At 73.6% G+C, this 25756-nt stretch carries 19 protein-coding genes; 14 read left to right on the top strand and 5 right to left on the bottom strand.

Annotated features, from left to right (window positions below; all coding sequences use genetic code 11):
* Positions 1-171: 171 nt before the first annotated feature.
* The 4 genes from LZ495_RS12920 to LZ495_RS12935 all read left to right on the top strand — a co-directional run bounded on the left by LZ495_RS12920 (position 172) and on the right by LZ495_RS12935 (position 6294).
* The gene (locus tag LZ495_RS12920; protein ID WP_235052272.1) at positions 172-1269 is read left to right on the top strand and encodes an AAA family ATPase; all 1098 of its coding nucleotides are present in this window, start codon (positions 172-174) and stop codon (positions 1267-1269) included.
* 94 nt (positions 1270-1363) lie between these two features.
* Positions 1364-2584 (top strand): DUF58 domain-containing protein, encoded by a 1221-nt coding sequence (locus LZ495_RS12925; RefSeq protein ID WP_235052273.1) that lies wholly within the window; start codon positions 1364-1366, stop codon positions 2582-2584.
* Positions 2581-5073, top strand: coding sequence for a transglutaminase TgpA family protein (locus LZ495_RS12930; RefSeq protein ID WP_235052274.1), 2493 nt, complete (start codon positions 2581-2583; stop codon positions 5071-5073). The genes LZ495_RS12925 and LZ495_RS12930 overlap by 4 nt, the downstream gene beginning before the upstream one ends.
* Before the next feature lie 42 nt (positions 5074-5115).
* Positions 5116-6294 (top strand): methyltransferase, encoded by a 1179-nt coding sequence (locus LZ495_RS12935; RefSeq protein ID WP_235052275.1) that lies wholly within the window; start codon positions 5116-5118, stop codon positions 6292-6294.
* 49 nt (positions 6295-6343) lie between these two features.
* Here the strand turns inward: LZ495_RS12935 and LZ495_RS12940 are convergent, their stop codons facing one another.
* Positions 6344-10756: a type VII secretion EssC family protein gene (locus LZ495_RS12940; RefSeq protein WP_235052276.1), complete on the bottom strand. Its 4413-nt coding sequence runs from the start codon at positions 10754-10756 to the stop codon at positions 6344-6346.
* 176 nt (positions 10757-10932) lie between these two features.
* Between LZ495_RS12940 and LZ495_RS12945 the strand changes: the two genes are divergently transcribed.
* The 4 genes from LZ495_RS12945 to LZ495_RS12960 all read left to right on the top strand — a co-directional run bounded on the left by LZ495_RS12945 (position 10933) and on the right by LZ495_RS12960 (position 15533).
* A complete protein-coding gene (locus LZ495_RS12945) occupies positions 10933-11244 on the top strand; it encodes a hypothetical protein (RefSeq protein WP_235052277.1) in 312 nt (103 codons plus the stop codon).
* A gap of 68 nt (positions 11245-11312) precedes the next feature.
* On the top strand, positions 11313-11969 hold the full coding sequence (locus tag LZ495_RS12950; RefSeq protein WP_235052278.1) for a hypothetical protein: 657 nt from the start codon (positions 11313-11315) through the stop codon (positions 11967-11969).
* 61 nt (positions 11970-12030) lie between these two features.
* Positions 12031-12324, top strand: a complete 294-nt coding sequence (locus LZ495_RS12955; protein WP_235052279.1) for a WXG100 family type VII secretion target — start codon at positions 12031-12033, stop codon at positions 12322-12324.
* Positions 12325-12479: 155 nt separating this feature from the next.
* Positions 12480-15533 carry a hypothetical protein gene (locus LZ495_RS12960; RefSeq protein WP_235052280.1) on the top strand — a complete coding sequence of 1018 codons (3054 nt, stop codon included), beginning with the start codon at positions 12480-12482 and terminating at the stop codon, positions 15531-15533.
* A 171-nt stretch (positions 15534-15704) separates the two neighbouring features.
* Here the strand turns inward: LZ495_RS12960 and LZ495_RS12965 are convergent, their stop codons facing one another.
* The gene (locus LZ495_RS12965) at positions 15705-17408 is read right to left on the bottom strand and encodes a protein kinase family protein (protein ID WP_235052281.1); all 1704 of its coding nucleotides are present in this window, start codon (positions 17406-17408) and stop codon (positions 15705-15707) included.
* A gap of 156 nt (positions 17409-17564) precedes the next feature.
* On the opposite strand from LZ495_RS12965, the gene LZ495_RS12970 reads away from it, so the two are divergent.
* Positions 17565-18305, top strand: a complete 741-nt coding sequence (locus LZ495_RS12970) for an HAD family hydrolase (RefSeq protein WP_235052282.1) — start codon at positions 17565-17567, stop codon at positions 18303-18305.
* Positions 18306-18384: 79 nt separating this feature from the next.
* Positions 18385-18795 carry an NUDIX domain-containing protein gene (locus LZ495_RS12975; protein ID WP_235052283.1) on the top strand — a complete coding sequence of 137 codons (411 nt, stop codon included), beginning with the start codon at positions 18385-18387 and terminating at the stop codon, positions 18793-18795.
* Positions 18796-18834: 39 nt separating this feature from the next.
* Here the strand turns inward: LZ495_RS12975 and LZ495_RS12980 are convergent, their stop codons facing one another.
* Both LZ495_RS12980 and LZ495_RS12985 read right to left on the bottom strand, forming a co-directional pair.
* Positions 18835-20055 (bottom strand): alpha-hydroxy-acid oxidizing protein, encoded by a 1221-nt coding sequence (locus LZ495_RS12980; RefSeq protein WP_235052284.1) that lies wholly within the window; start codon positions 20053-20055, stop codon positions 18835-18837.
* A gap of 92 nt (positions 20056-20147) precedes the next feature.
* Positions 20148-20828: a hypothetical protein gene (locus LZ495_RS12985; RefSeq protein WP_235052285.1), complete on the bottom strand. Its 681-nt coding sequence runs from the start codon at positions 20826-20828 to the stop codon at positions 20148-20150.
* A 137-nt stretch (positions 20829-20965) separates the two neighbouring features.
* Here LZ495_RS12985 and LZ495_RS12990 point away from each other — a divergent pair, with 137 nt between their 5' ends.
* Both LZ495_RS12990 and LZ495_RS12995 read left to right on the top strand, forming a co-directional pair.
* The gene (locus tag LZ495_RS12990) at positions 20966-22255 is read left to right on the top strand and encodes a sensor histidine kinase (protein WP_235052286.1); all 1290 of its coding nucleotides are present in this window, start codon (positions 20966-20968) and stop codon (positions 22253-22255) included.
* Positions 22255-22974 carry a response regulator gene (locus tag LZ495_RS12995; protein ID WP_235052321.1) on the top strand — a complete coding sequence of 240 codons (720 nt, stop codon included), beginning with the start codon at positions 22255-22257 and terminating at the stop codon, positions 22972-22974. Before LZ495_RS12990 ends, LZ495_RS12995 begins: the two co-directional genes overlap by 1 nt.
* On the opposite strand, the gene LZ495_RS13000 is transcribed toward LZ495_RS12995, so the two are convergent.
* On the bottom strand, positions 22971-23630 hold the full coding sequence (locus LZ495_RS13000) for a hypothetical protein (protein WP_235052287.1): 660 nt from the start codon (positions 23628-23630) through the stop codon (positions 22971-22973). The two genes, LZ495_RS12995 and LZ495_RS13000, sit on opposite strands and share 4 nt — an antisense overlap.
* Before the next feature lie 235 nt (positions 23631-23865).
* Here LZ495_RS13000 and LZ495_RS13005 point away from each other — a divergent pair, with 235 nt between their 5' ends.
* Together LZ495_RS13005 and LZ495_RS13010 are read left to right on the top strand one after the other, a co-directional pair.
* Positions 23866-24675, top strand: a complete 810-nt coding sequence (locus tag LZ495_RS13005) for a TIGR04222 domain-containing membrane protein (protein ID WP_235052322.1) — start codon at positions 23866-23868, stop codon at positions 24673-24675.
* 87 nt (positions 24676-24762) lie between these two features.
* Entirely contained in the window at positions 24763-25728 is a 966-nt protein-coding gene (locus tag LZ495_RS13010) for a hypothetical protein (protein ID WP_235052288.1), read from the top strand.
* Positions 25729-25756 lie beyond the last annotated feature (28 nt).

Raw genomic sequence — 25756 nt, forward strand, 5'->3', positions numbered from 1 at the left:
CGCATGGGCCGGACCTGAGGCGAGCGGGGAACCAGGGTCGATCGACCGGCCCCGGTTCCCCGTTCGCGCCGGACCTCGCGCCCGCGGGCCGCCTCGCCTGGACTGCACACCCGGCAGCCGCGTACCGCCGGCTCCGTCCCTTGTCTCTGCACATGAGGAGATCGCCCGAGCATGACCACCGTCCCGCAGCACGCCGGCGAGGCGGCACGCGACGCGGCCGGCCCCGAGGCCGCGCCTGGTGCCCGCTCCGGGTTCGGCGCGGAGACCGCACCCGGCGCGCTCAAGTTGTTCACCGAGTGCTTCACCGCACTGGCCGACAACATCGAGCGCGTGGTGAAGGGCAAGCGCGATGTCGTGGAACTGGCGCTGATCTGCCTGTTCGCGGAGGGGCATGTGCTGGTCGTGGATGTGCCGGGCACCGGCAAGACCACGCTGGCGCGCGCTCTTGCCGCGTCCGTGGACGGGTCCTGCCACCGGGTGCAGTTCACCCCGGACCTGCTGCCCTCCGACATCACCGGGGTGTCGGTCTTCCGGCAGGACTCGGGCCGCTTCGAGTTCCTGCCCGGGCCGGTCTTCGCCAACGTCGTCATCGGCGACGAGATCAACCGGGCGTCCCCCAAGACCCAGTCGGCGCTGCTGGAGGTGATGGAGGAGGGCCGCGTCACCGTCGACGGCGTGACCCACCAAGTGCCGCGACCCTTCCTGGTGTTCGCGACGCAGAACCCGGTCGAGATGGCCGGCACTTACCCGCTGCCCGAGGCCCAGCTCGACCGCTTCATGATGCGGCTGACCGTGGGCTACCCCGACTATGCGTCCGAAGTCCTGGTCGCCGGGGGCGGGCAGGCGGCCGAGTCGGCGGACGTGCTGCCGACCATCGCGACCGCGCGGCACGTGGCGGAGTTCGCGCAGGTGGTGCGCGAACGCGTCCGGGTGCCGGGGCCGGTCGTCGACTACGCGGTGCGCGTCGCGGTCGCCACCCGCGAACTGCCGAGTGTGCGCCTGGGGGCCGGGCCGCGGGGGAGCGTGGCCCTGGTCCGGGCCGCCCGGGTGCGCGCGGGCGCACGGGGACGCTCGTACGCCCTCCCCGAGGACGTCAAGGCCCTGGCAGGCCCGGTGCTCGCGCACCGGCTGCTGCTCTCGCCCGAGGCGGAACTGTCCGGGGTCACCGCCGCGGACCTCGTCGCCGAGGTCATCGCGCGGGTTCCCGTACCGCAGCCCGGCACCGGCCAGTCCGGCCGCGTCACCAGGTCGTCCGCCGGTGCGGACTGAGTCCGGCGCAGCCGCCCGCCGCGGGTCCGCAAGCCGTCGGCGGCGCATCGCGCGGGTGGTACCGCTCACCGCGACGGGCCTGCGCGTCGCAGCCGTGTCCGTGCTGCTCCTCGGGGCAGCCTGGCCGCTCGGCTACCCCGAGGCCGCGATCCTCGGCGGCACCGGTCTGATCGCGGTGGCCTTGTCGGTGCTCCGGGTCCTGCCCGCGCGCCGCGTCAGCGCCGAACGCACCGTCGTCCCGGCCCGTGTCGCCCGCGGCGAAGCGGCCGAAGCGGTGGTCACCGCAACCGGCCGCGGCCGCCGCGGGGTCAGGGGCGTGGACATGGAAGACCTGTGCGGCGGGATCGTGGTGGCCGTGCGGACCGGGGCGCTGCGGCCCGGGGAGACCTCGACCGCGGCGTACCCGCTGCCCACCCACCGCCGGGGCCGCTTGGCCGTCGGTCCGCTGCGTACGGTGCGCACCGACCTCTTCGGACTCGCGCGCCGTGCGCGCCGGTGCGCGGCGGACACGTCGGTGCTCGTGCGCCCGCGCGTGCACCCGCTCCCGCTGCTGGCGTCCGGGCGGGCGCACCACATCGAAGGCCCGAGCTCGGCCAATGCGGACGGCGGCAGCCAGGCGTTCCACACGCTGCGGTCGTACGTCACCGGCGACGATCTGCGGCGCGTGCACTGGCGGTCCAGCGCCCGCACCGGCGAGTTGATGGTGCGTCACATGGTCGACGTGAGCATGCCGCACACCACGGTCGTGCTGGACACGCGGCGGAGCGCGTATGCCACCGAGGGGGAGGTCGGGCCGCCGGCCGGACGCCTGCGCGACGACGAGGCCGATCCGCTCGGCGACGCCGATGATGCCTTCGAACTCGCCGTGGAGGCAGCGGCGTCCGTGGCCCGTACGGCGCTGCTGACCCGGTTCCCGCTGCGCCTTCTCACCGCGGCGGGGACGGTGCTCGCCGACTCGCGGCGCGGCGTGGTCCCCGACGAACTCCTGGACCTGCTGGCGCTCGTCGCGTTCTCGGATGAGGCCTCGCTGGCCGGCGCCTTCGACGAACTCGACCGCACGCGGGCGGGCGGCACGCTCGTCGTGATCACCGGCAGCGGCGACCTCACCGGCCTGGAGGCCCTCGCCCGACCGGCCGCCCGCTTCGAACGCATCGTGCTGGTCCGGACCGGACCGCAGCCCGGCCGCGGTACGGATGCGCCCGCGAATGCCGCCGAGGGGCACCGGCCCGCAGGACTGTCCGCGGCGATTCCCTGCCTGTACGTCGACAGCCCGCAGGCCCTCGTCGCGGCCTGGCAGCGCGAGGCGGCGCGATGAACCGCGCCGGGAGCCTGCAGGACGCGCCGCCCATCCCGAAAGCCGACCTCGCGCGACCGGACGGCCCGCAGCCCGACCCTGGAACGAGCCGGGCGACACCGGCGGTTGCCCTGTTCCTGGTCTTCCTCGCGGCAAGCACCGCGGGGCTGGCCTTCCACCGCGTCTATGGACTGCGCTCGGTCGCCGCGGTGGTCGTCGCCGCGGCGGCGGTGCCGGTGCTGATCAGCCCCGCGGCCGCCCGCCGCCGGGCCCGGACCGGCGGCAACAGCCCAGCAGGACTGTGGCGTTCGCTGATCCTGACGGTCGCGGCCTGGCCCGTCTTCGTATGGGTGCTCCTCTACCGCGAGCAGACACCCGATGCCGCCTTGCTGCGCACCCTGGGTACGGACCTCCTCGACGCACCGCATCTCGCGCTGACCGTGATCGCACCCGTGCCGGCCGAAGGGCCGCTGCTCATCCTGCCGTTCACGGTCGTGTGGCTGGCCGCCTACGCCGCGGCCGAACTCGTGCTGCGCACCCGGACCGTACTCGTACCACTGCTGCCGCCGTTCGCGGTCCTCGGCCTCGCCGTCGTGCTGGGCGCGGGCGCACCCGGCGCCAATGCCGCCGCAGCCGGGGTATTCGCCGCCGTGTGCGGCATCTTCGTCGCGACCCGCAACCGCGGCCTCGCCGCAGAGCCCGCAGTCACCGCGGCCGCCATCGTCACACCGTTCGGTCCCGGCCCGCGCCGGCCGACCGGTGATCCGGCGCCGGCTGCGACGCCGACCGCTCCACGGTCCACCCGCCACCGCATGTCCGCGCTCGCATGGCCGCTGGCAGCCGCGCAGGCCCTGCTCGCGGCGGTATACGTGCCGGCCCTGACCGGGGTCGGCGAGCGCGACCCGTTCAGCCCGCGGACGAAGGCGGCCGCCGCCGAACCCCAGTACGTCACCGGCGGCAACCCGCTCGACCTGGTGGGCGCCTGGCTGGCCGACCCGGACCGGCCGCTGTTCCAGGTCCGCACCGATGGCTCCGCCCCCGACGTCAACGCCCAACTTGCGGACCAGGAATGGCGGTTGGCAGTGCTCGGCCGCTTCGACGGCATCAGCTGGACGCCGGAGGCGATGCTGCGCCCGACCGGCGGCCGGATCCCGGAAGACCCCGAGCGCGGCACCGCGAACGGCGAGGGCGTCCGCCTCGTCTCCCTCGACCAGCAGGTGACCGTCCAGCAGTTGGGCGGGGTCTGGCTGCCCGCCGCGGACCGGGCCGCCCGTATCGAAGGGCTCTCGGTCCCGGCCACCCTGGCCGTGGACCCCGACAGCGGCGCGCTCGCCGGCCGGTCGCCGCTGCACGAGGGCGACGTGTACCGGGTCGAGTCGCACGTCCCGGTCTTCGACCCGCAGCGCATCCAGTTCGCATCCGCGGCCGACGACCCGCGGTACACCCGGATGCCGGACGCGCCGACCCGCGACCTGCTGCGCCGGCTCGCCCAGGAAGCCACCGCGGGCAGCAGCTTCCCGTACCAGCAGGCCCTGCGCCTCGCGGCGTGGTTGCGCGGGCATGCCGTGTTCGACCCGGCCGCGGTGCCCGGGCACACTTACCGCAACCTCGAGTTCTTCCTCATGGAGAGCAAGCGCGGGACGTCCGAGCAGTTCGCCGCCGCGTTCGCGGCGATGGCCCGCACCCTCGGACTGCCCGCCCGCGTGGTCGTCGGATTCCGGCACGGCAGGCCCGAGGCGGGCGGCTGGCAGGTGACCGGCGCCGACGCGGTGGCCTGGCCCGAGATCGAGTTCGCCGGCGTCGGCTGGGTGCCCTTCCACCCGACGCCGGACGGTCTGCCCGCGGCGCCTCGGCAGCCCTCGCCCGCCGGCCCGCAGGTCCCGACCGGCACGACCGCCACCGGCCCACTGCCGCAGCCAACCGCACCCGAGGCCATCCGGCAGCCGGGCGGACAGGCCGCGCCGCCCGGGGCCGGCGCCCGGCGCCTGCTGGCCGACCAGCAGATCATCGAGGCGCGCCACGACGAACCCGCGGCACGCCCGGCGGATCGCCGCAACGGGGACGACGGCAAGAGCGGTGCGGATCTGCTGCGCTGGGGCATCGGCGCCGCCGCCCTGCTTGCCGCGGCCGCGGCCGCCGTCGTCCTGGGGAAGCTGCTCCGCCCCTGGGTGGCCCGGCGCCGCGAACGCCGGGGAGACCCCGGTGCCCAACTGGTCGCCGCGTGGCGGCGCATCGGCGACCACCTGCACCGGGCCGGCATGCCCGATCCGGCGACGCTGACCGCCGAAGAGGTGGCCGCATTCGGGGCAGGGCTGTCCGCGCAGGATCCTCCGGAGCGGGGAACGGGCGTGCCCGTCGACCTGTCCGGCCTCGCCGAGCTGGTCAACGCGATCACGTACGCGGACTTCCGCCCCGACCGTGCGCAGGCCGCCGATGCGTGGCACCGCGTCGACGAGGTCGGCCGCGCCGTGCGCACGGCACGCAAGATGGCGGACCGCGCTCCGGGGTGAGGGGACCTCCCCTGCCCGGGCGACCGTTACCCTGGGCGCATAATGAACCGGTTCACCACCTCATGGGGCGACTTCGACCTCGCCAGGTACCCCGACGACCCGCGCGACCAGCTGCGCGCCTGGGATGCTGCCGACGCGTACCTGCTGCGCCACCTCAAGGGCGAACCGGGACCGGACGGCACGGCCGGCGAGCCCGCCGACCTCAGCGGGGAGATCGTCGTCTCCGGCGACCGCTGGGGCGCCCTGAGCACCGCGCTCGCCGCGCACCGCCCCACGATGATCACCGACTCCTACCTGGCCCGCGAGGCCGCGGTCGCGAATCTCGCGCGCAACGGCCTCGCCCCGGATTCGGTACGCATCCGCACCACCCAGGACCCGCCGCCCGCCCGTATCGACGTGCTCATCGTGCGGGTCCCCAAGAGCCTGGCACTGCTCGAGGACCAGCTGCGCCGGCTCGCCCCCTCCGTGCACGCCGGTACGCGCATCTACGGCACGGGCATGGTCGCCGAGATCCACACCTCGACGCTGAACCTCTTCACCCGCATCCTCGGGCCGACGCGCACCTCGCTCGCCGAGAAGAAGGCCCGGCTGATCTTCACGACCGCGGCGCCGGACCTCGCCCCCGGCCCGAACCCGTGGCCGCACACGTACGCCCTCCCGGACGGCGTCGGCATCGTCTCCGGCCGCGAAGTCACCAACCACGCAGGCGTCTTCTGCGCCGAGCGCCTGGACATCGGCACCCGCTTCCTGCTCGCCCACCTGCCGCAGCGCAGCGGTGCGGAGCATGTCGTGGACCTCGGCTGCGGCAACGGCGTCGTCGGCACCGCGGCGGCGCTCGGCAACCCGGAGGCGCGGGTGACGTTCGTCGACGAGTCCTACCAGGCGGTCGCGTCCGCGGCCGCGACGTACCGCGCCAACGTCGGCGAACCGGCCGACCGCGGTGCGGAGTTCACCGTCGCGGACGGCCTGGACGGCTTCCCGTCCGGGACTGCCGACCTGGTGCTTAACAACCCTCCGTTCCACAGCCACCAGGCGACCACCGACCAGACCGCGTGGCGGATGTTCACCGGGTCGCGCGCCGCACTGCGGCCGGGCGGCGAACTGTGGGTGGTCGGCAACCGGCACCTCGGCTACCACGTGAAGCTGAAGCGCATCTTCGGCAACTGCGAAGTGGTCGCGAGCGACCGCAAGTTCGTGGTGATGCGCGCGGTGCGCAGGTAGCGGGCGCCGGCACCCGCCGCCCCGGCGGCGAGCCCCGGCGCCCTCCGCCTCAGCCCAACCCGGTCGCCGGGACCTGCACCACCACCTGCTCGTTGTCGCCCAGGTGCAGGACGCCCCGGCCCGGGTGCACCGGGTGCCCGACGAACGCCCGCGGCAGGCGTACCCCGATGAGGTCGCCGTCCATCGTGTTCTGCGGCGACAGCACCAGGCCGCGCCGGGCCTTCTTGGCCTCCACCTGCCAGCCCGAGAAGCCCGAGCAGATGCTGTCCGCATCACCGGCCAGGATCAGCCCCACGTCAGGGCGCAGCGACCGGCGCGCGATCCGGGTCAGCTCCGGGCCCGCCGCGCAGTCGCGCAGCAGTTCGGCGTCGTCGACCAGCACCACGGTCGGCCCGACGGCCTTGTCCACGGCCGCCAGGAACTCCTCGACCGACACGTCCGGCCCGTCGAACACCGCCACGACCCCGGGCACCGAGGCCAGCGCGCGCAGCGGCGACTCGCGCGGGGCCAGCACGATGAGCTCGGTCCCGGCGGCCAGGTACGACCGGGCCGCGGACGCCAATGCGGTACTGCGCCCGGACTGGGCCGGTCCCGAGATGACGAACGCCGGTGTACCGGAGGCGAGATCGGGCCCGAGTGCGGTGAGCGTGTCGCCGCCGACCGCGACCATGCTCCACATCCCGCCGGGCGTCACCGCGGCACCGTCGCGGCCGCGCAGCGCCCACGCAGCCGCGTACTCGATGCGCTGCGGCAGCACGTCCACCCCGAAGGGACGTCGTCCGCGCGGCACTTCGGCATCCCGCAGGCGGGTGCGTTCGGCGATCGCGCGCAGGTCGGCCGCCTGGGCCTGCCCGGCGGGATCGGCGCCGAGCAGCGAGACGTGCAACTCCACCGCACCGATCCGGTAGCCGCGGCCGGGGGCCAGCTCGTCGGGCGCCTTGCGGCTCATCAGGCCGACGAGGCCGTAGTCGTTCCGGTCGCTGAGCGCGAACGCCATGCGGTTCTCGCTGAGTTGCGAGATGCGGCCGGTCAGCACCGAGCGGTCGCCGGTGACGATGACGTGCACCCCCGCGCTGGCGCCCTCGCGCAGCAGGCGCAGGATCGTGTCGGTGTGCTCGCCGTGGTTGAGGTCGCCTACAGTGTTGGTGAAGCCCTCCCAGCGGTCGAGCAGCAGCACCAGGTGCGGCATGCGCTCGTCCTCGGCGACCCGGGCGCGCTGCTCGCCGATGTCGGTGAAGCCGCGCTCGCCGAGCAGCGCCATCCGGGTGCGGACCTCCTCGGACAGCTTCTCGAGGAGCCGGACGGCCCGTTCGGTGTCCGCGGCCCGCACGACCGCCCCGCAGTGCGGCAGCGACTCCAGTGCGAGCAGCGCGCCGTTGCCGCAGTCGACACCGTAAATGTGCACATCGGCACAGGAGTTCGTGGACGCCAGCGATCCGGCGATGGTGCGCAGCAGCTGGGAGCGCCCGGTGCGCGGAGCGCCCGCCGCGAGCATGTGGCCGAACGTGGTCAGGTCGACCGCACGCACCACGCGCCGCTGCTCGCTGGGCATGTCCTCCAGGGCGTACGGCGCCGGTACGAGCGTCCCGGCGGCGGCCTCGGGGGCGTCGGCGGTCAGCTCGCCGAGGGTCAGGAGTTCCGGGAGCGGTGGTGCCCAGGGGCTGTGCTGGGGCGGGATGCCGAGCCGGTCGTTCGCCTCGCGTACCGCGTCCACCAGGACCGCCAGGTCGGTCAGCAGGTCGTCGCTCTCGGCGCCGGCGCCGCGCGGGGGCGGCGGAACCGGGGAACCCAGATCCTTCCAGGGGAGTTCGACGATCCGCGGCGGCACCGCGGACGGGTCGGTCGCGGCACCCGGGCGGCGGCCGCCGACGCGGGCCGACTGGAACGGCAGGAGTGATGCCGCGCCGAGCCGCACATATGCCCGGCCGGGCGTGGACTTGGAGATCTGCCCGGCGTCCGGTGCGTCGATCACGTCCGCGCTCTCCGACGAGTCCGTCACCCGCAGCGCGATCCGCAGGTTGGTGTTGGCCCGGATCTCGGGGGACACCGCGCCGCTGGGGCGCTGGGTGGCCAGGATCAGGTGGATGCCCAGCGAGCGGCCCCGGCGCGCGATGTTGACCAGCGCGGTCACGTACTCGCCCATCTGCGTCACCATCTCGGCGAACTCGTCGATGACGATGAGCAGCCGGGGGAGCGGCTTCAGCGCCGGGTTGGTGCGCATCGCGACCTGGTAGTCCTCCAGGTCCTTGGTGTCGGCGTCGGCGAGGATGTGCTCGCGGCGCCGCAGTTCCGCGGCGAGGGACTCCAGCGCCCTTTCGACGAGGCGGGCCTCGAGGTCGGTGACCATGCCGACGGTGTGCGGCAGCCGGGCGCAGTCCTTGAACGCGGCGCCGCCCTTGAAGTCGACCAGCGCGAAGGTCATCGCATCGGGCCGGTTGGCGACCGCGAGCGAGGCCACGATGGTCTGCAGCAGCTCCGACTTGCCCGAACCGGTCGTCCCCGCGACCAGCCCGTGCGGGCCGTCCCGCACCAGGTCCACCCCGAACGCCCCGTCGAACGACTCGCCGACCACCGCCACGGTGGAGCGGCCGCCCAGTGCCCAGCGTGCCGCGATCAGGTCGCCGGTCGGCGGTTCGAGGTCGAGGACGTCCAGCAGCCGGGAGGAATCCGGCAGCCCGGCCGCCTCGTCGGCCTTGGCGTCGCGGATCGGGGCGAGCGCGCGGGCGACGTCGGCACACCAGGCGGGGCCGACCGCGTCCGGGCGCACCCCGTCGACGGTGTCCGCGCCGGTGCGGGTCACCCGCAGCAGCCCGTACCAGTCCTCCTCGGCGACCGCGGCGCACTCTTGCGGCAGCAGGCGGCGGTCCGCGTCCAGGCATATTGCGTGGATGCCGGCCGCCGGGCCGTCCCGCAGCAGCTGCGTGACGCCGGGCACCGACCGCAGGCGGCGCGAACCGTCCATGACCACCAGGTAGTCCGGGCTCGGCGGCTGCGCATTGCCGCCCGCCGCGCGCATCGCGTCCTGGCGGGCCGTCAGCACGCCGAGCAGCTCGGCGATCCGCCGCCCGACCGTCTCGGCGTCGGTGCCCACCAGGGCCACGGCCTGGTTCTCCGGCCCGGGCCGGCAATGCGGCAGCCACCGCACCCACTCCCAGTCCGGACCGCCGGCATGGTCGGTCAGCACGCACACGCGCAGATCGGTCGGGCTGTGCAGGACGGCGGCCTGCGCCACCAGCCAGCGCCCGACCGCCCGCGGCAGCGACCCGCGCCCGACCACGCCCATCACCCCGGCCGCGGCCAGCGGTACGGTGACCGGCACGTCGGCAAGTTCGCGCGGGTCGGTACGCCGGTGCTCCTCGCGGCGCGGGTCGGTCACTTCGATGGCCGACGGCAGCCGCCCGGTGCCCACCCGCAGCACCAGCCGGTCCGCGTCCCCGGGGCGGCGCTCCCACAGCCGCTGCCGCGGGCCGGTGGCGATCAGCCCGGCCTTGGCCGGGTCCGGGAATGCCGCACGCCGCTGCAGGGTCTCCAACTCCAGGGCGTGCCCGACCTGTTCCTCGATGGACGCCTTGCGCTGGTGGTAGCGCTCCAGGCGCTTGCGGAACGACCGCTTCCCGTGCCGCTTGTTGGTGACGTACATGCCGATCATCGACAGTGGGCTGAGCAGGGCGAGGATCAGCATCCTCGAGTTCTTCATCACGTACATCATCACCAGCGCGCCGAGCAGCGGCGTCAGCGCCATCAGCCAGGGCAGCGGCTGCGCCTCGCCCTGCTCGGGACGCGTCGGGATCTGGAACTTGCGGCGCCGCGGCAGCGGTTGCACCCGCGGCGGACGGTTGTAGTCCAGGCCCGCGCCGTCCTCGGCAGGCCGCAGCGCGGTGTCCGGGAACCCGGGGACGGCCCGCTCGAACGTGCTCAGGCCGCAGACCAGGATGCCGCGCAGCGGCCACTCCCGGGCCTCCTCCAGCGGATCGCCGTCCAGCCGGATGCCGCTCCCGGACGCCAGCGGGCGGACGGTGACGGTGCCGTCGACCGCCACGTCGACTTCGGCCGCCTCCGCGGGCAGGTCCGGGTCGGCGACCCGGATCCACGCGTCCGGGCCCGAGCCGAGCACCGCGGTGCTCGGGCCCAGGCGGTGCACACCGCCCGCGTCGGGGCCGCCGGTGACGTGGATCTCCGCCGAACCCTGAGCGTCCGGAAGGGAGTCCGGCGCCGGCGCGCCGTAGCCGAGCACGGCCCCGTCGCGGATCGGCGAGGCGCCGATCGCCGCGGCGGCGTCGACCGGATGGCCCCCGACGTACAACTGCACCGGCTCTCCGGGGAGTTGCGGACCGCCCAGCGGCGCCAGGCCCACCTGGCGGCGCACCTCCGCGGCCAGCACCCCCGCCGTCACTTCGGCCTCCGCCTCCACCAGCACGTCGGCGGCACCGTCGGCACCTGCCAGGCTCAGTCGGATCTCCATATGCCCCTCGCGTCCGTCCCGGTTTCGAACCGCCCGGGCAATACGCCCGGAGAATGCCTGCCATCGCCTGCGCGACGGCCGCCGATCACATTCCCGATATCAATTCCGCAACCCCCGGCCTATCGTCATGCTGATATCGGAAGCACTGCTCGGAATCGTAGACGAAAGGCCAGCCCATGCCCTTTACGACCGGTGATCTCCGGGTCGACCTGCCGGCCCTTGATCTTTTTGCGCGGCGCCTCGACGTCATGGTCGACACCATGGTGGACACACCCAGCCGGGTGAACGCCGTGGACGACCATCTAGGACATTCCGGGGCAAGCGATGCGCTGCACGCGTTCGTGAAGGGCTGGAAGGACGGCCGCGGGAAACTCGAACGCGAAATGAACGCACTGGCGAAAATGGGACATTCGGTGGTCGAGACCCTGACCGAGACCGACATCGGTCTGAAGAATGCCGTGACCAACGGGAAAAAGAATTCACCGTGACCTCTCCTGCCGTTAACCTCCGGTAATCCGCACGCTTCCCCGTGGCCCGCTAGAAATCATGGTCGGCGGTGAATTTCCACGGGGAGGCGGTGCGGGTGGACGGCACGAGTACAGCGGCCCCGCGGGGCGTCTCGATCACCGTGCCCCAGGAGTGGTACGAGTTCGACATCCATCCCGCGTCCCGCGACGACAACATCCGCCGCGCGGTGAACGACCGCATCCGCGCCGAACCCGGACTCGCCCAGTACCGGCCGATGTTGCTCAAGCTGCTCCGCGAAATGGGCCGCGAGGCGTGGGACTCCGGGGCGATCTACTGCGGCTGCCTGGCCGAGCAGGTCGCCGGCACCGCGGTGACGGCGAGCGTCACCATGTCGGTCGTCTCGACCCGCTCGCCCACCGGCGAACTCACCGACACCGACCCGCGGGCGATGGCCGCGGCGCTGGCCGCGAAGACCGCCTACCACGCCGCCGACACGTGGCAGCGGACCACCACCGTCGACATCCCCGGCGTCGGCCCCGCCGCGCGCAGCGAAGGCGTCGAGGACCTTCCGCTGCCCGGCAGTCCGCGCAAGGTCCGCATGGTCACCATGCAGACCTTCGTACGGGTGCCCGGCTACGACGACCGGCTCGCGGTCGTCTCCGCGTCCAGCCCGTCGGTGGCCCTCCACGAGCCGCTGCTGGACATGTTCGACGCCATCTCCTCGACGTTCCGCTTCGACTACTGACATCCGGCCGCCGCCCGGCGGCCGGACCGCCCGGTCCCCACCGACCACGGAGGAATCCGCCATGGCAAACGTCAACGTCACCTACGACGACATGCGCAAGGCCGCGTCCGACCTGTCCGACGGGCACGCGGACATCATCGACAAGCTCACGATCCTGCAGACCCTGATCAAGACCCTGGTCAACGGCGGCTACGTCACCGACAAGTCCAGCAAGCAGTTCGAGACCTCCTACGAGGAGTTCAACCGCGGCGCCGCGCAGACCATCGAAGGCCTGCAGGGCATGAGCGGCTACCTGAAGAAGGCCGCCGAGACCTTCGAGCAGGCCGACCAGCAGCTGGGCTCCGGCCTCGGCTGACCCGGCGCCGGACCGCCGGGCGTCCCCGCCCGTCCCGGTCCGCGACGCCCAGGGCGCCGGTCCGGCAGCGGCACATGCTGCCGGACCCGCGCCCCGAGGCCAGCCGCAGCGCGCGGTGCGCTCCGCCGTCCGACGTTCACAAGGGGAGAACGGGCATGGCTCCGTCCATCTGGGACAACCTCGCACCAGGGACCGACCCGACACCGGGCAGCCCGTCCGAAGTCAGGTCCCTCGGCAACGAGTTCAACCAACTCGCCACGCGCGCGCAGCTGGCCGTCGACCAGACGAAGAAGATGCAGGACGACACCACCGTCCAGCAGTGGCTGGGCGTCTCCGCGAAGGCGTTCCGCGCGCACCTCACGCCCGTGCCCGGCGACATCGAGAAGCTGCGCGCCTCCTACGACCTGGCCGGCCGCGCCCTGGTGACCTATGCGGACGAACTCGCCAAGGCGAAGTCGAAGGCGGACCAGGCCCGCACCACCGCGGACCAGGCCGCACGCGACAAGAAGACGGCGCAGACCGACGTCAAGAACACGCAGACCGCCCTCGACACGGCCGTGAAGGACCTCGCCACCCTCCAGAACTCCGGCACCGCCACACCCCAGCAGCTCACCGCCGCACAGACCCTGGTGAACGACAGCAGGACCAAGCGCAACGACGCCGGGGGACGGCTCACGGCGGCCGGGACCGCGATGGGGACCGCGGACAAGCTGCGCGTCGACGCCGTGGGGATCCGCGACGCAGCCGCCGGCATCCTGATCAAGCAACTGGACCAGGCTTCCGACCTCGGCATCCAGAACCTCGCCTGGTACAAGAAGGTCGCCGACTGGTTCCACGAGACCGTGGTGCCCTGGCTCAAGATCGCGGTCGCCGTGCTGGGCGTCATCGCGCTGTTCGTCAGCGGCCCGCTCGGGTGGATCGTCTTCGCCTTGGCCGCCGCCGTCTTCGTCTCCACGCTCGCGCAGTATCTGCAGGGCAAGACCGGGCTCGGCGAGGTCTTCATGTCGCTCCTCGACGTCCTGCCCGGCGTCCGCATGATCACCCGGGCGAACTGGGCGGTCAAGCTTGGCAAGTCGGTGGCGGGCGTCGCCAAGGCGGGTACCAAGGGCCTCCAGGGCGGCAAGTTCGCTGCCGCCTTGGCACGGCCCGGCAACGTCGTCAAGAACTCGGTCAACGCCTTCCGCAACGGCAAGGCCATGCGCGGCTACAAGGGCGAATGGGCGGCCGGCCCCAACGGCCTGTCGCGGGCGCAGCGGATCGGCCAGACCAGCCTGAAGTACTCGAGCCAGTACGCGGTGAACGTCGGCACGAAGTACGCCACGACGCTGTCCGCGAACTACCTCAACGGCAAGGACGTCAAGCTCTGGGACGCCGGGGCGTTCGTGAACGCCTCGGCCGCCGCCCTGGTCAGCGTCGGCGGCAAGGGCCTGGGCGACAAGTTCAAGCAGCGCGTGGAGACCGGCGCCTGGCGCAACGGCCGCGGCTCGCGCGACGCGGACGGCAACCCGACCCCCAACGCCCCGCGCAACCCCGACGGCACCCCGGCCCGCGACCCCAAGGTCGGCGAGCAGCGGTCCGCGAGCGACCGCGTCCAGGAACGCCACAACAACCGGGCATCGGAACACCGCGAGGCCCAGCAGCGTCACGAGCAGCAGGCCGCCGAGCAGCGCAACAACGCCGCCCAGCACGAGCGCTCGGCCGCCGAGTCGAACAAGACCGCGGACCGGCACGACGAAGCCGCCGCCAAGCATCGCGAGGACGCACAAGGCCACACCGAGAAGGCCGAGAACCACCGCACCGACCGCGACGAGGCCGCGAACACCGCCAAGCGCGAGGACACCGACCGGGCCGACCACCAGAAGAACGCCGACCAGAGCAAGGAAGCGGCCCAGCAGCACACCAAGAACGCCGAGGACCACAACAAGCAGGCCGAGGCCCAGGCCAAGACGCACACCGACAAGACCCAGGAAGCCGACGGCCACGCCAAGAACGCGTCCGACAAGACCCAGGAAGCCGAGACGCACCGCAACGACGCCGCCAAGTCCCGCGAGGAAGCCCAGACCCACCGCGACACCGAACGCACCCACAACGACAAGGCCGACGCCCACGAGGCCAAGGCCCGCGAAGCCGACGCCAAGGCCGACAAGGACCCGGCCAACGGCGCCAAGCACCGCGAGGAAGCCGCCCAGGAACGCAGCAATGCGGCCAACGAGCGGGGCGAGGCGAAGACCCACGCCGACAAGGCCGAGGCCGCCGACAAGCAGGCCGGCACGCACGACAAGGACGCCGCGGCCGCGGACAAGCAGGCCGCCGACTCACGCGGCGCCGAGACCAAGGCCCGCGAGGACGCCGCCCAGGCCAAGAACGACGCCGAGACGTCCAAGAACAACGCCGAGGCCGAGAACGCCAAGGCCGGTACGGCCAAGGACGAAGGCGCCGCATCCCAGCAGAAGGCCGACGAGGCCGCCGCGCGCCGCGACGAGGCGCAGACCAAGGCCGACGAAGCCGACGCCAAGGCCAAGTCCTCCGAGGAGGCCGCGGCCGACTCCAAGAAGGCCGCCGAGCAGTCCGACAAGGACGCTGCCACGTCCCGCAAGGAAGCCGCGGCGGAGCAGAAGGCGGCCGACGCCGCGAACAAGACCGCGGCCCGCGAGGACGCCCGCGCGGCCGACTCCGAGAAGCGCGTCGAGATGAACCAGAACCGCGCGGCCGGCAAGGACGCGGACGGCGGAGCCCGCTACGAGAAGCTCACCCACCGCTTCTTCGACACCGCGTCCGACACCCTGAACACCCGGCGCCACTGGTGGACCGGCGGCCTCAACAGCGCCGTGTCCAGCCTGGTCGGCAAGTCGGCGGAGAACACCTACCTCATCGTGGTCGAAGGCCAGAGCATGTCGGCCGGGAAGTTCGCGAGCAGCGTCGGGCTGAGCACCGCGGGCGGCTTCGCGGGCGGTGCGCTCCAGCAGACGGCCACCAAGTGGCAGGTGCACCAAGGCGCGATCATCGGCAGCAACCGGAGCAACGGCACCGGCGACCACATGTTCCAACTGCGCCCGGACAAGTTCAGCTTCGTCGACGAGCGCGGCGTGGAGATCGCCACCAAGCGCATCGGCAAGGTCATCCCGGACGCGGCGACCGGCACGCTCGTCGCCGACCTGGACATGGCAGCGGCGTTTGGCTCGACCGAGTACGCCAACCTCGTTTACTAGCAAGCGAGTTCGCAGCCGACGCCGCATGCGGGCGGCGGGGCCGCGGGCGGGGCCGCAGATCGAGGGCGGGTGGGATGGAGCCTGAGGGCTCTATTGCACCCGCCCTGTCGTCTGCATCGCCGTCTGCTTTGCCGTGCGGCCGGATTCCCGCCCCGCCGTTCGAGCGCGGCGTCAGCGCACGGCGGTGGCGGTCGCGTTCGGCGGCGTGGCCTTCGCCCCGGGAGAGGCTGTGCCCTTGCCGCCGGAAGGCGTGGCCGACGGCAGACCCGAAGGCCGCGCCGGGCACACCTGCGCCGCGGGGGCCAGGCCAAGGGCGCCGTCCGGCAGGCGTACCAGCGTGGTCACGGTGAAGCACACCGGTCCGGCCGCCGAGCCGCGCGGCAGTGTGAAGACCGCATTCGACGTCCCGGCCGGAGTCTGGCGCCGGTCGACCGCCGCCCCCTGCGGGTCCTGGGCCAGGACCAGGTAGCCCGCGACCTGGGCCTGGGCGGCGGCGTCCCCGGGCGGCTGCCATGCCACCTGCACGCTGTCCCCGAAACCGACCGTCGTCACGTCCCGCGGGGCGTACTGCGCACCCTGGGACGGGGTCAGCAGCCGGGCCGGGCCGCCCGCCCCCGGACTCGGCGAACCGCTCGCCGCGGGAGGGTTCTTGCGGCTCTTCCCGGCGTTCCCGGTCTGCACGATGGCGTACGCCCCGGCCGCGAACAGCAGCGCCGCCGTACCGGCCATCACCCACAGCCAACGCCGTCGGCGCCGCTGGCGGGCCTCGTACTCCGGGTCGTCCTCTTCGTCCTCGTACGGCTCCTCGGGCGGATCGGGACGCAGCAGCGGATCCGGCTCGTCCGGCTCGGGATCGAGGCGCGGAACCCGCTCCGCGGCGGTCGCCGGGACCATCGCGCACAGGGCGCCGTGCACTTCGCCGATCGACGGCCGGTCGGCCGGATGCGGGGCCAGCATGCGGCGCAGCAGTGCCACCAGGGACCCCGGAATCGGCACGCCGAGCGGCGCGGGGACACTGCCGCGCAGGATCGCGTGGTAGGCGGCGTCGACCGCGTCGGCGATGTCGGGGGCGTTCGGCGATGCGGATGCGGACGACCCGGTGGCGGTACCCGCATCGGCCGGTTCACCCGGTGCGGTCGCTGGGCCCTCCGACGCGGGCGAAGCCGCGCGGACGGCCAGCCACGGATTCGCCGGCCGCGGCACGGCAGCCGCGGGACGGGCGGGGGACACGGGGGTGCCGCTGAGCAACTGGTAAAGAGTGGCGCCCAGTTGGTACACGTCGCAGGCCGGGCCGGGAGACTCCCAGCCGGCAAGCTCCCGCGGCGCGTGCGCCGGGTCGTACGGCCGTCCGGAGCCCGGGGCGGCACGCTCCACGGCCCGGGCGATGCCGTGCCCGGACAAGTACGCCTCGCCGTCGCGGCCGCGCAGCAGGGCGCCCGGCCGCACGTCCAGGTGCAGCACACCGCGCCGATGCGCGGCCCGCAGCGACAGCGCCGCGCGCACGCCGGCGATCAGCACGTCGTCCAGGGGCAGGGGATCGGGCGACGCGAACGACCCGTCCGGATACCAGTCCAGCAGCAGCTGGCCGTGTCCCTCGGGCGTCATCGCGACATCGTGGACCGGAGCCGTGCACGGGTGCCGGGCCGCGGCGGCCGCCGCGAGGAGTTCCGTGTGCAGCGCGAGCTGCTCGGCTTCCGTCACCGGCCGCGCATGCAGCACGACCGCGACGCGGTGCTCCGGACCGGTGCCGCCGCTGCCGGACTCACCTTGCCGGCGCGCACAGAGCCAGGCGGCGCCGTACGCGCCCGACCCGAGGACGCGCACGGACGCGTAGCCGCCGGAGGGTGCGGGCGCGGGGTGGCCAGTGGGGGACACGGACCCGGCCGCCGTTGCACGCACCCGATCCCCACCCCCGCGACCCGCACCGCCCGACCCGGCAATCCAGCCACGCCCGGGTGTCGTCCCGGTGAACGGGGACCGGCGTCCGGAAAACGTTTTGATCGACTTCTCGGGCCCGGCCTAAAGTGCAGCGTGACCCACGATGCGAATCCCCTGCCGGCACCTGCCGCCGGTGCTCCGAGTCCTGCGCGGTTCGTCCTGCTCTTCGATGCGGACGACACGCTGTGGGAGAACAACATCCTGTTCGAGCGCGTGATCGACGACTACCTCGACTGGCTCGTCCACCCGGTCCTCGGCCGCGACGAAGTGCGGTCCGTCCTGGACGACATCGAGCGTGCCAACGCGGTCACCCACGGGTACGGCAGCAAGGTCTTCCTGGACAGCCTCGCCGAGTGCCTCGCCAAGCTGCGCGAGCGCCCCGCGACCGGAGCCGAGCTGGAGCGCATCGCCGAGCTCGCCGCACCGCTCATCGAGCGCGAGCACATCGAGCTCATCCCCGGCGTCGCCGAGACCCTCGCGGTCCTCGGCACCCGCCACGAACTGCGCCTGGTCACCAAGGGCGACGACAGCGAGCAGCGCGAGAAGGTCGCCGCTTCCGGCCTCGCCCACCACTTCCGCAGCGTGCATGTCGTGGCGGAGAAGAACACCGCCGTGTACACCTCGCTCGTCGCCGAGCTGGGCCTCGACCCGGCGGTCAGCTGGATGATCGGGAACTCCCCGAAGTCGGACATCCTGCCCGCCCGGGCGGCCGGTCTGCGCGCGGTGTTCATCCCGCACGAGCACACCTGGGTGCTCGAACACGAGGAAGTCGACCGGTCCGACGCGGGCGTCCTGCACGTGCAGGCCTTCGCGGACCTCCTCGACCACTTCTGACGCCGACCTGCCCGATCCGCCCGATCCGCCTGGCCGGCCGAGCCCGTGCCCGGCCCGCTCGACCTGCCGAGGAACCACCATGAGCGACCGCACCCCGTCCGTCTCCTGCGTCTTCGTCTGCCACGACGGCGCGGGGCGCATCCTGCTCGCCCGCCGCGGCCCGGGCGCCCGCGACGAGGCGGGCACCTGGGACTGCGGAGCCGGCGCACTGGAGTTCGGCGAGACGTTCGAGGCGGCGGTGACGCGCGAGGTCCGCGAGGAGTACGTCGCGGAACCGCTGGAGATCCGCAACATCGGCGTGCGCAACGTGCTGCGCGGCGACCCGGTGGACTCGCACTGGGTCGCCGCCGTCTTCGCGGTGCGCGTCGACCCGGCGGCGGTGGCCATCGGCGAACCGCACAAGTTCGACGCACTCGAATGGTTCGACCCGGCCGGGCTGTCGAGCCCACTGCACTCGCAACTCGCCGACACCCTGGCCCTGTTCGCCTGAACCGACCTGCGCCGGACCGCCAACCCGGTCAGACGCAGCTCAGACACCCTGCTGCACCAAGCTGTCGCGGCCGAGCTCGCCGACACTCGCATGCCCGGAAAGCGCGAGTGTCAGGTCGAGTTCGGCCAGCAGGCAGCGCAGCACATGCCGTACGCCGTCTTCACCGCCGAGGGCCAGCCCGTACACGTACGGACGGCCGACCAGGACCGCTTCGGCGCCGAGCGCGAGCGCCTTCACGATGTCCGCGCCGGTCCGGACACCGCTGTCGAACAGCACCGCGAGGTCCGCGCCCACCGCATCGGCGACGCCGGGCAGTGCGGCCAACGCCCCCAGGGCACCGTCCACTTGGCGGCCGCCGTGGTTCGACACCACGATGCCGTCCATGCCCGCATCGCGCGCCCGGCGGGCGTCGTCCGCGTGCACGATGCCCTTCAGGACCACCGGCCCGTCCCAGTGCTCGCGCAGCCACGCGAGGTCGGCCCAGGTCAGCGCCGGGTTCGAGAACATCCCCGCCCAGTGCGCGACGGCACCGAACGGATCCTCCTCCGGCGGCTTGGCCAGACCGGCCCGGAACGCCGGATCCGTCAGGTAGTTCGCGATGCCGGTCGACCGCAGGAACGGCAGATACGCCTGGTCCAGATCCCGCGGCCGCCACCCGAGCATCCCGGTATCCAGCGTCACCACCAGATGCGTGAACCCCGCCGCCCTCGCGCGCGCCAGCAGGCTCGCGGTGACCTCCGGATCGCGCGCCCAGTACAGCTGGTACCACCGCGGCCCGTCGCCCGCAGCCGCCGCGACTTCCTCCATCGGCGTCGACGACGCGGTGCTCAGCACGCTGCCCAGCCCGAGCGCCGCCGCCGCGCGGGCCACCGCCGGCTCGGCCTCTTCGTGCACGATCGACAGCACGCCGACCGGCGCGGTCAGGACCGGCGCGGCAAGGCGCGTGCCGAGCACCGTGCGGGACAGATCGCGCACCGATACGTCCCGTAGCATCCGCGGCACAATCGCCCACCGGTCGAACGCCGCGCGGTTGGCCCGCAGCGTCGCACCCGTCCCGGCCGCACCCGCGACGTACCCGAACGGCCCGGGCGCCAGCACCTCGCGGGCGGCGTCCTCCAAGGCCGACAGGTCCGTCGGATACCCGGGCACCCGCTCTTCGAGCAGGCCGTGCAGGTAGATCTCGTCCTGGAATCCGGACAGCGCGGCGGTCGGCACGGCAGCCGCTGCGGGACCCGGCTCGGTCGCGTCATCAGTGGTCATCCGTCAGTCATACACGCGCTGCCCCCGCTTCGCGCCCCCTCAGGACCGGCCAATTCGTCGGCCCTCGCAGGGGCGCAGAGGCCGACCGGAGCTCAGCCGTGCTGCTTGCGGCGGCGGTAGTACGCGACCGTCACGATGGCCAGCAGCGGACCCCACAGCATCAGCGGGGCGTACGAGGCCGTCATGATCCAGTACTTCGCGCCCTGCGGAGAGTCCGGGTGGCCCATGTTGTCCGCATCGTTCCAGCCGAAGGCACCGCCCACGGTCACCAGCGTGACCAGCAGCGCGCCCAGGGACGCCGGTATGACCGCGGCCATCGCCGGGATCCGCCGGCCGCCCAGCCACGGCACCCAGCGTGGCAGCACCTCGCCCCAGCGCTGCACCAGGCCCAGCGTGAGCATCCCGACCAACTCGGCGAAGATGCTCAGCGCGATCAAGTAGAACGAGTAGCGGCCGGGGAAGTTGGACGGGTGCAGGGCCTCGTCGCGGAAGCCGGAGTCCCAGCCGCACGCGATCGCGATCCGCCACAGTCCGCTCGGCAGCAGCGTCAGCGTCGCGGCCGTCGCGGTCCACCGCAGCCGGCGCGACACCAGCGGCCCGCGGATCTCGGGCTCGCCGCCACCGAGAACGGACGCGGCCGGGGATGCCGTGGCGGCCGGGACGGCGGTCTGCTGCGTGGCCATGGCCATGGTCGACTCCTGCTCGTGGGGCAGCGGCAGCCCGCCCGGCGGATGGTGCCGGAGGGCGGCGGCGGTTGCTGCGGCGATGGGCACAAGCCTCGTCCGCCCGCCCCCGCCCCGGCCATCCGCCGATCGGCAGATCCTGCCCTTCACCTGCGCTTCCGCTTCGGCAGCGGCTCTGCCGAACGGCATATGCCGCAGCCGATGACCGCCGCATAGCCTTGCGTCCCATGTCCGAGATCACCCCGGCCGAGACGACCGCAGCCGAGACCGCCACCAGGGCGCGCGCACGCGAGTACGCGGCAACCGCCGCCGCGCTCGCCCTCGGCATCACCGTGCTTGCGGTCGGCCGGGCCGGCGGCCAGGACGCGTACACGACCGTGCCCGCGGCGTTGGCGGGAGCGGTCGCCCTGGGGGTGCTGGGCTGCCTGCCGCGTTCACGGCGCCTCCTCGCTGCGGCACTCACCGGCACGGCCCTCGTCTCCCTGGCCGCGGACCTCTTCCGTCCCCGTCCGGCGATGGAGAGCACCGGCGGCTGGAAGATCACCGAAGTCGGCGTGCTGATGCTGCTCATCGCGGTGACCACGCGCTGGGGCTCACGTCGGCAGGTTGCGGTGGCCGCGGTGCCGGCCGTCGCCGCGGTCGCCCTGTGGGTGGTGCCGTTTCTCGGCACCGAGCCGCGCATGGCCCAAGCCGGTGCGGTGCTCTTCTGGGCGGCCGGCGGGGCGATCGCCGCGGCAGCCGGGGCCTACCCGCGCCGGCAGGCCCGGCGGGCCCGGCGCGCGGTGGCCGAGGCCCGGCGTACCCAGCAGCTCGAACTCGCCAAAGACCTGCACGACTTCGTGGCCCACGACGTGAGTGCGATCGTGGTCCAGGCGCAGGCCGCCCGCTTCGTCGCCGCCCAGGACCCGCAGGCCGCGATCCTGGCACTCGAACGCATCGAGAAGGCCGGCCTCAGCGCTCTCGCGTCGATGGACCGCACCGTGCAGATGCTGTTCACCGCGGACGGCGCACCGATCGGCGCCTCCGCGCCGCCCGGCGTCGGCGAACTCCCCGGCCTCGTCGGGCGGTACGCCGGTGAACGCGACGCCCCCGTCCGACTGGACATCGACCCTGACGCGGCCGCCGCCCTGTCCCGAGAAGCCGGGGCGGCCGCCTACCGGGTGGTCGTCGAGGCCCTCACGAACGTCCGGCGGCACGCCCGGCCCGGCGCCCGCATCGAGGTGGCCGTCCGTCAGCAGTCCGACGCGGACCGGGCCGGACGGGCTCCCGGCATCGAAGTGGCGGTACGGAACGACGCCGCGGACGACGGAGAATCCGACGGTCCGGCCAAGCGCCCGGCCGGCCCGGGCCGCCTGCTGCGCCGCAACAGCGGCCGCGGCCTGGCCGGGCTCGACGAGCGCGTCGCGGCGGCGGGTGGCCGGTTGACCGCAGGCCCGGCCTCGGACGGCGGTTGGCAGGTCGCCGCGGTCTTCCCCGGTCAGGGGCGCGCCACCGGCCGCGGATCCCGCCCGGCATGATGGACATGGTGACCACCCGCATCCTGATAGCCGACGACCAGGACGACATCCGCAGCGGCTTCCGGCTCATCCTCGACTCGCAGCCCGATATGACCGTGGTCGGCGAAGCCGCCGACGGGGAGGCCACGGTCGCTCTGGCACGCAAGCTCGCCCCCGACGTCGTGCTCGCCGACATCCGGATGCCGCGCCTCGACGGCCTCGAGGTCACCCGGCAACTCGCCCCGCACACCCGGGTCGTCGTGGTCACCACCTTCGACCTGGACGAGTACGTGCACACCGCGCTCCGCAACGGCGCCTGCGGCTTCCTGCTCAAGCGGTCCGGCCCGGCGCTCCTCATCGAGGCGGTCCGCGCGGCCATGGCCGGCGACACGCTCATCAGCCCGCAGATCACTGTGCGCCTGCTCAGCAGCCTGGCCGGCGGGCCTGCTGCGAAACTGCGAGCCGCCGCCGGACCCGAGACGAGCGCCGCGGCTCCGCAGCCCGGCCCGGCGGACGGTCCGGGGCCGCTCACCGAACGCGAACTCGAGATCGCCAGGCTCGTCGCGCACGGCCGGACCAACGCCGAGATCGCCGAGGCGCTGTTCATCACCGCCGGCACGGCCAAGACCCACGTCGCCAACATCCAGGCCAAGCTCGCCGCCCGCAACCGCGTCGGGATCGCCGCCTGGGTCTGGCAGTCGGGCGAGGCCGGACCGCCCCCGCAAGACCGACCGTCCTAGTCCGCCTTCCCTTTCTTTCCCTCCTTCTCCGCCGTCTCCGCCGCCGCCAGGCGATCCAGTTCGTCGGCTCGGCGCAGGTCTTTGGGGCGGCCGACCGCGCGCCGCATCGCCACGAGGTCGGTGCGCCGCAGGAAATGCATCGTGGTGCCGTCCAGGCCCTCGGCCTGCTCGGCGCGGGCGAGGAACGCCGCGACGTCCAGGGCGCCCCAGGGCAGTTCCGGGGTGCACAGGTCGCCGCCGGCCGTGGGCGTGACGTAGTCCCACTTCGGCCGCCGCATCGCCGCTGCGGTGGGCGGCACCATGGTCCCGTCGTCCTCGACCAGCATTCCGCCGACCGCCGCGAGTGCGGCTGCGACGGCGGCCGCCTGCGCGGCACTGCCGTCCCACAACAGGTCAAGGTCGCCAGTGAGTTCGGCCGATCCGTGGATGATCCCGGCGACCTGGCCGATGGCCGCGACCCGGGCGCCCGCCCGGTCGAGGGCGGCCAGCAGCGGCAGCGGGTCGAAGCCGATCGCGCCGTCGGTGCCGATCGTGCCCTCGGTGTCGTCCGCGTCGTTATGCCCGGTACCGGACGCCACGCGGCCGCGCGTGAGTTCGGCGGTCCGGCGTACGGCGTCGCGCACCCGCGCCAAGGGCTGGTCGGTGGTCTGCGTCATCCCGCAATCCAACACGAACGAGGGGGCGGAGCTCTCCGGTGTCACAGGTCCGCGGGATCGTGGACGGAAGGGCGAAACCGACCTGTGCCGCGGAACCGTCCATGCCGGTACATCCGATGCCGGGCTTGGGCATGACGGCAAGTACAGGACGCGGCGAGCAGCGGCAGGCAGCGGCCGGCAGATGTGTGCGGATGGACCGGTAGTACGGATGTCTGGGGGAAGACCTGTGGGGACGATGGTGTTGGCGGCCGCCGTCTACTTCGCGGCGCTGGCCGTGTTGGCGGCGGTCGTGTGCGGGAAGCGCCGGCGCCTGCTGGCCGGGCCCGGGGACGGCCCGGAGGTCCGGCCGATGGGGCTGCTGGAGACTGCGCTCCTGCACGGCGGGCGGCGGCGGGCGGCCGAGGCGGTGGTGGCCGAGCTGTACGAACAAGGCGACCTGGACTGCGCGTACAACGGATGCCTCTCCGTGCGTGGCGACCTGCAGCCGGACGGTCCCGCGCAGAGCGCGGTGCTGGAGGCCCTGCACGGTCGGCGCGCGGCGCCGTTCCCCGAACTGGCCCGGGCCTTGGGGAGGACGCCCACGGTCCGCGCGGCCGAGGACCGGCTGGTGCGCGGCGGGCTCCTGACGCCGCGCCGCCAGGTCGCCCGCATGCGGGCCTGCGCGGTCGGTGCCGGGGCGCTGGCGTTCGCGGGCGGGGCCGCGGTGTTCGGGATCGCGGCGACCGCGGTTTCGGCCGGGATCCCGTACCACGCGGTGCCGCTCGGCCTGCTGTCCGCCCTGCTGCCGCTCATGTCGGGCCTCGCGGCGCTCACCGGCTCGGTCTTCTACGGGTACGTCCGGCTGCCCGCCGACCTCCGGCTCACCGCACTGGGCCGCGGCACCCTCGGAGACCCCGCACCGCCCAAGCGGCTGGGGATGCTGATCGCCCGCGAAGGGCACACCGAACTCCCGGACGGCACACTGCGCGACGCACTGCGCCCCGAACCCGCCCGGGCCGCGGCGTGGCATCACCGGCATCGCGTGCGCGTCACCCTCCGAGCCTGATGCGGGGTCTCGGCCGGCCTGACACGCCCGGCGGACGCGGCCGGAACGTTCAAGACTGCATGCCGTCCCCGGGGCACGCTGGACCGCATGAACAGTGCCCCGCGCTCCGACCGCTCCGCTGCGTCCTTCCCGTCCTCTGCGTCCTCTGCGTCCTCTGCGGAGATCCTGTCCGCGGCCTCCGACTTCATGGCCACCCACGCGCGCCAGCTCGACCGGCTCCGCTTCCACGCCTTCCTCGGCCGTACCCTCGCCCCCGGGCAGCTGCTCAGCGCCGTGGACGCCTACCGCAATCCGGACGGCGGCTACGGCTGGGGCCTGGAGAGCGACCTGCGTTCGCCGGAGAGCCAGGTCGGCGCGGCCCTGCACGCCTTCGAAGCGTTCGAGGACCTCGGCGGACCGACCCCGCACCAGGCTGCCGAGCTGTGCGCATGGCTGGACGGGGTCACCCGGCCGGACGGTGGTCTGCCCTTCGCCCTGCCCATCACCGAACCTGCGGGCTGCGCGCCGTGGTGGGGATGGGGCGACCCGTCCGCGTCGTCGCTGCAGCTGACCTCGATCGTCGCCGCGACCGCGCACCGCGCCGCGGCGCACGACCCGGCGCTGCGTGTCCACCCCTGGCTCGGCCGGGCCACCCGGTACTGCCTGACCGAGGTGGCCGCTCGCCTGGAGACCGGGAAGGCGCCGCAGGCCCTGGAGTTCGCCTTCGCGGTCCGGCTGCTCGACACCGTGCACGCCGACTACCCGGAAGCCGCGGACCTGCTGCGCGGACTCGGCGCGCACCTCCCGGCGGACGGCCTCGTGCACGTCGAGGGCGGCACGGAGAACGAATACCTGCGCCCGCTCGACTTCGCCCCGTTCCCGGGCGGCCCCGCCCGTGCGCTGTTCTCGGACGCCGCGGTCGCCGCCGACCTGCAGCGCCTCCTGGCGGGGCAGCAGGAGGACGGCGGTTGGACGGTCGAGTACGCCCGCATCTCGCCGGCCGGGTCCATGGAGTGGCGCGGCGCCGAGACGGTCCGCGCGGTCCGCATCCTGCGCGCCGACGGGCTCCTCTGAACGCACGGGACAGGGGAGAGCGGCAAAG

It is taken from the genome of Yinghuangia soli, assembly GCF_021502675.1.
In the GTDB taxonomy this organism is placed as follows: domain Bacteria; phylum Actinomycetota; class Actinomycetes; order Streptomycetales; family Streptomycetaceae; genus Yinghuangia; species Yinghuangia soli.

What these genes read in the sequence shown, in the direction of transcription:
- LZ495_RS12920 (WP_235052272.1), top strand. Translation starts at nt 172, where the DNA reads ATGACCACCGTCCCGCAGCACGCCGGCGAGGCGGCACGCGACGCGGCC.
- LZ495_RS12930 (WP_235052274.1), top strand. Translation starts at nt 2,581, where the DNA reads ATGAACCGCGCCGGGAGCCTGCAGGACGCGCCGCCCATCCCGAAAGCC.
- LZ495_RS12935 (WP_235052275.1), top strand. Translation starts at nt 5,116, where the DNA reads ATGAACCGGTTCACCACCTCATGGGGCGACTTCGACCTCGCCAGGTAC.
- LZ495_RS12940 (WP_235052276.1), bottom strand. Translation starts at nt 10,756, where the DNA reads ATGGAGATCCGACTGAGCCTGGCAGGTGCCGACGGTGCCGCCGACGTG.
- LZ495_RS12945 (WP_235052277.1), top strand. Translation starts at nt 10,933, where the DNA reads ATGCCCTTTACGACCGGTGATCTCCGGGTCGACCTGCCGGCCCTTGAT.
- LZ495_RS12955 (WP_235052279.1), top strand. Translation starts at nt 12,031, where the DNA reads ATGGCAAACGTCAACGTCACCTACGACGACATGCGCAAGGCCGCGTCC.
- LZ495_RS12960 (WP_235052280.1), top strand. Translation starts at nt 12,480, where the DNA reads ATGGCTCCGTCCATCTGGGACAACCTCGCACCAGGGACCGACCCGACA.
- LZ495_RS12975 (WP_235052283.1), top strand. Translation starts at nt 18,385, where the DNA reads ATGAGCGACCGCACCCCGTCCGTCTCCTGCGTCTTCGTCTGCCACGAC.
- LZ495_RS12980 (WP_235052284.1), bottom strand. Translation starts at nt 20,055, where the DNA reads ATGACCACTGATGACGCGACCGAGCCGGGTCCCGCAGCGGCTGCCGTG.
- LZ495_RS12990 (WP_235052286.1), top strand. Translation starts at nt 20,966, where the DNA reads ATGTCCGAGATCACCCCGGCCGAGACGACCGCAGCCGAGACCGCCACC.
- LZ495_RS12995 (WP_235052321.1), top strand. Translation starts at nt 22,255, where the DNA reads ATGGACATGGTGACCACCCGCATCCTGATAGCCGACGACCAGGACGAC.
- LZ495_RS13000 (WP_235052287.1), bottom strand. Translation starts at nt 23,630, where the DNA reads ATGACGCAGACCACCGACCAGCCCTTGGCGCGGGTGCGCGACGCCGTA.
- LZ495_RS13005 (WP_235052322.1), top strand. Translation starts at nt 23,866, where the DNA reads ATGGTGTTGGCGGCCGCCGTCTACTTCGCGGCGCTGGCCGTGTTGGCG.
- LZ495_RS13010 (WP_235052288.1), top strand. Translation starts at nt 24,763, where the DNA reads ATGAACAGTGCCCCGCGCTCCGACCGCTCCGCTGCGTCCTTCCCGTCC.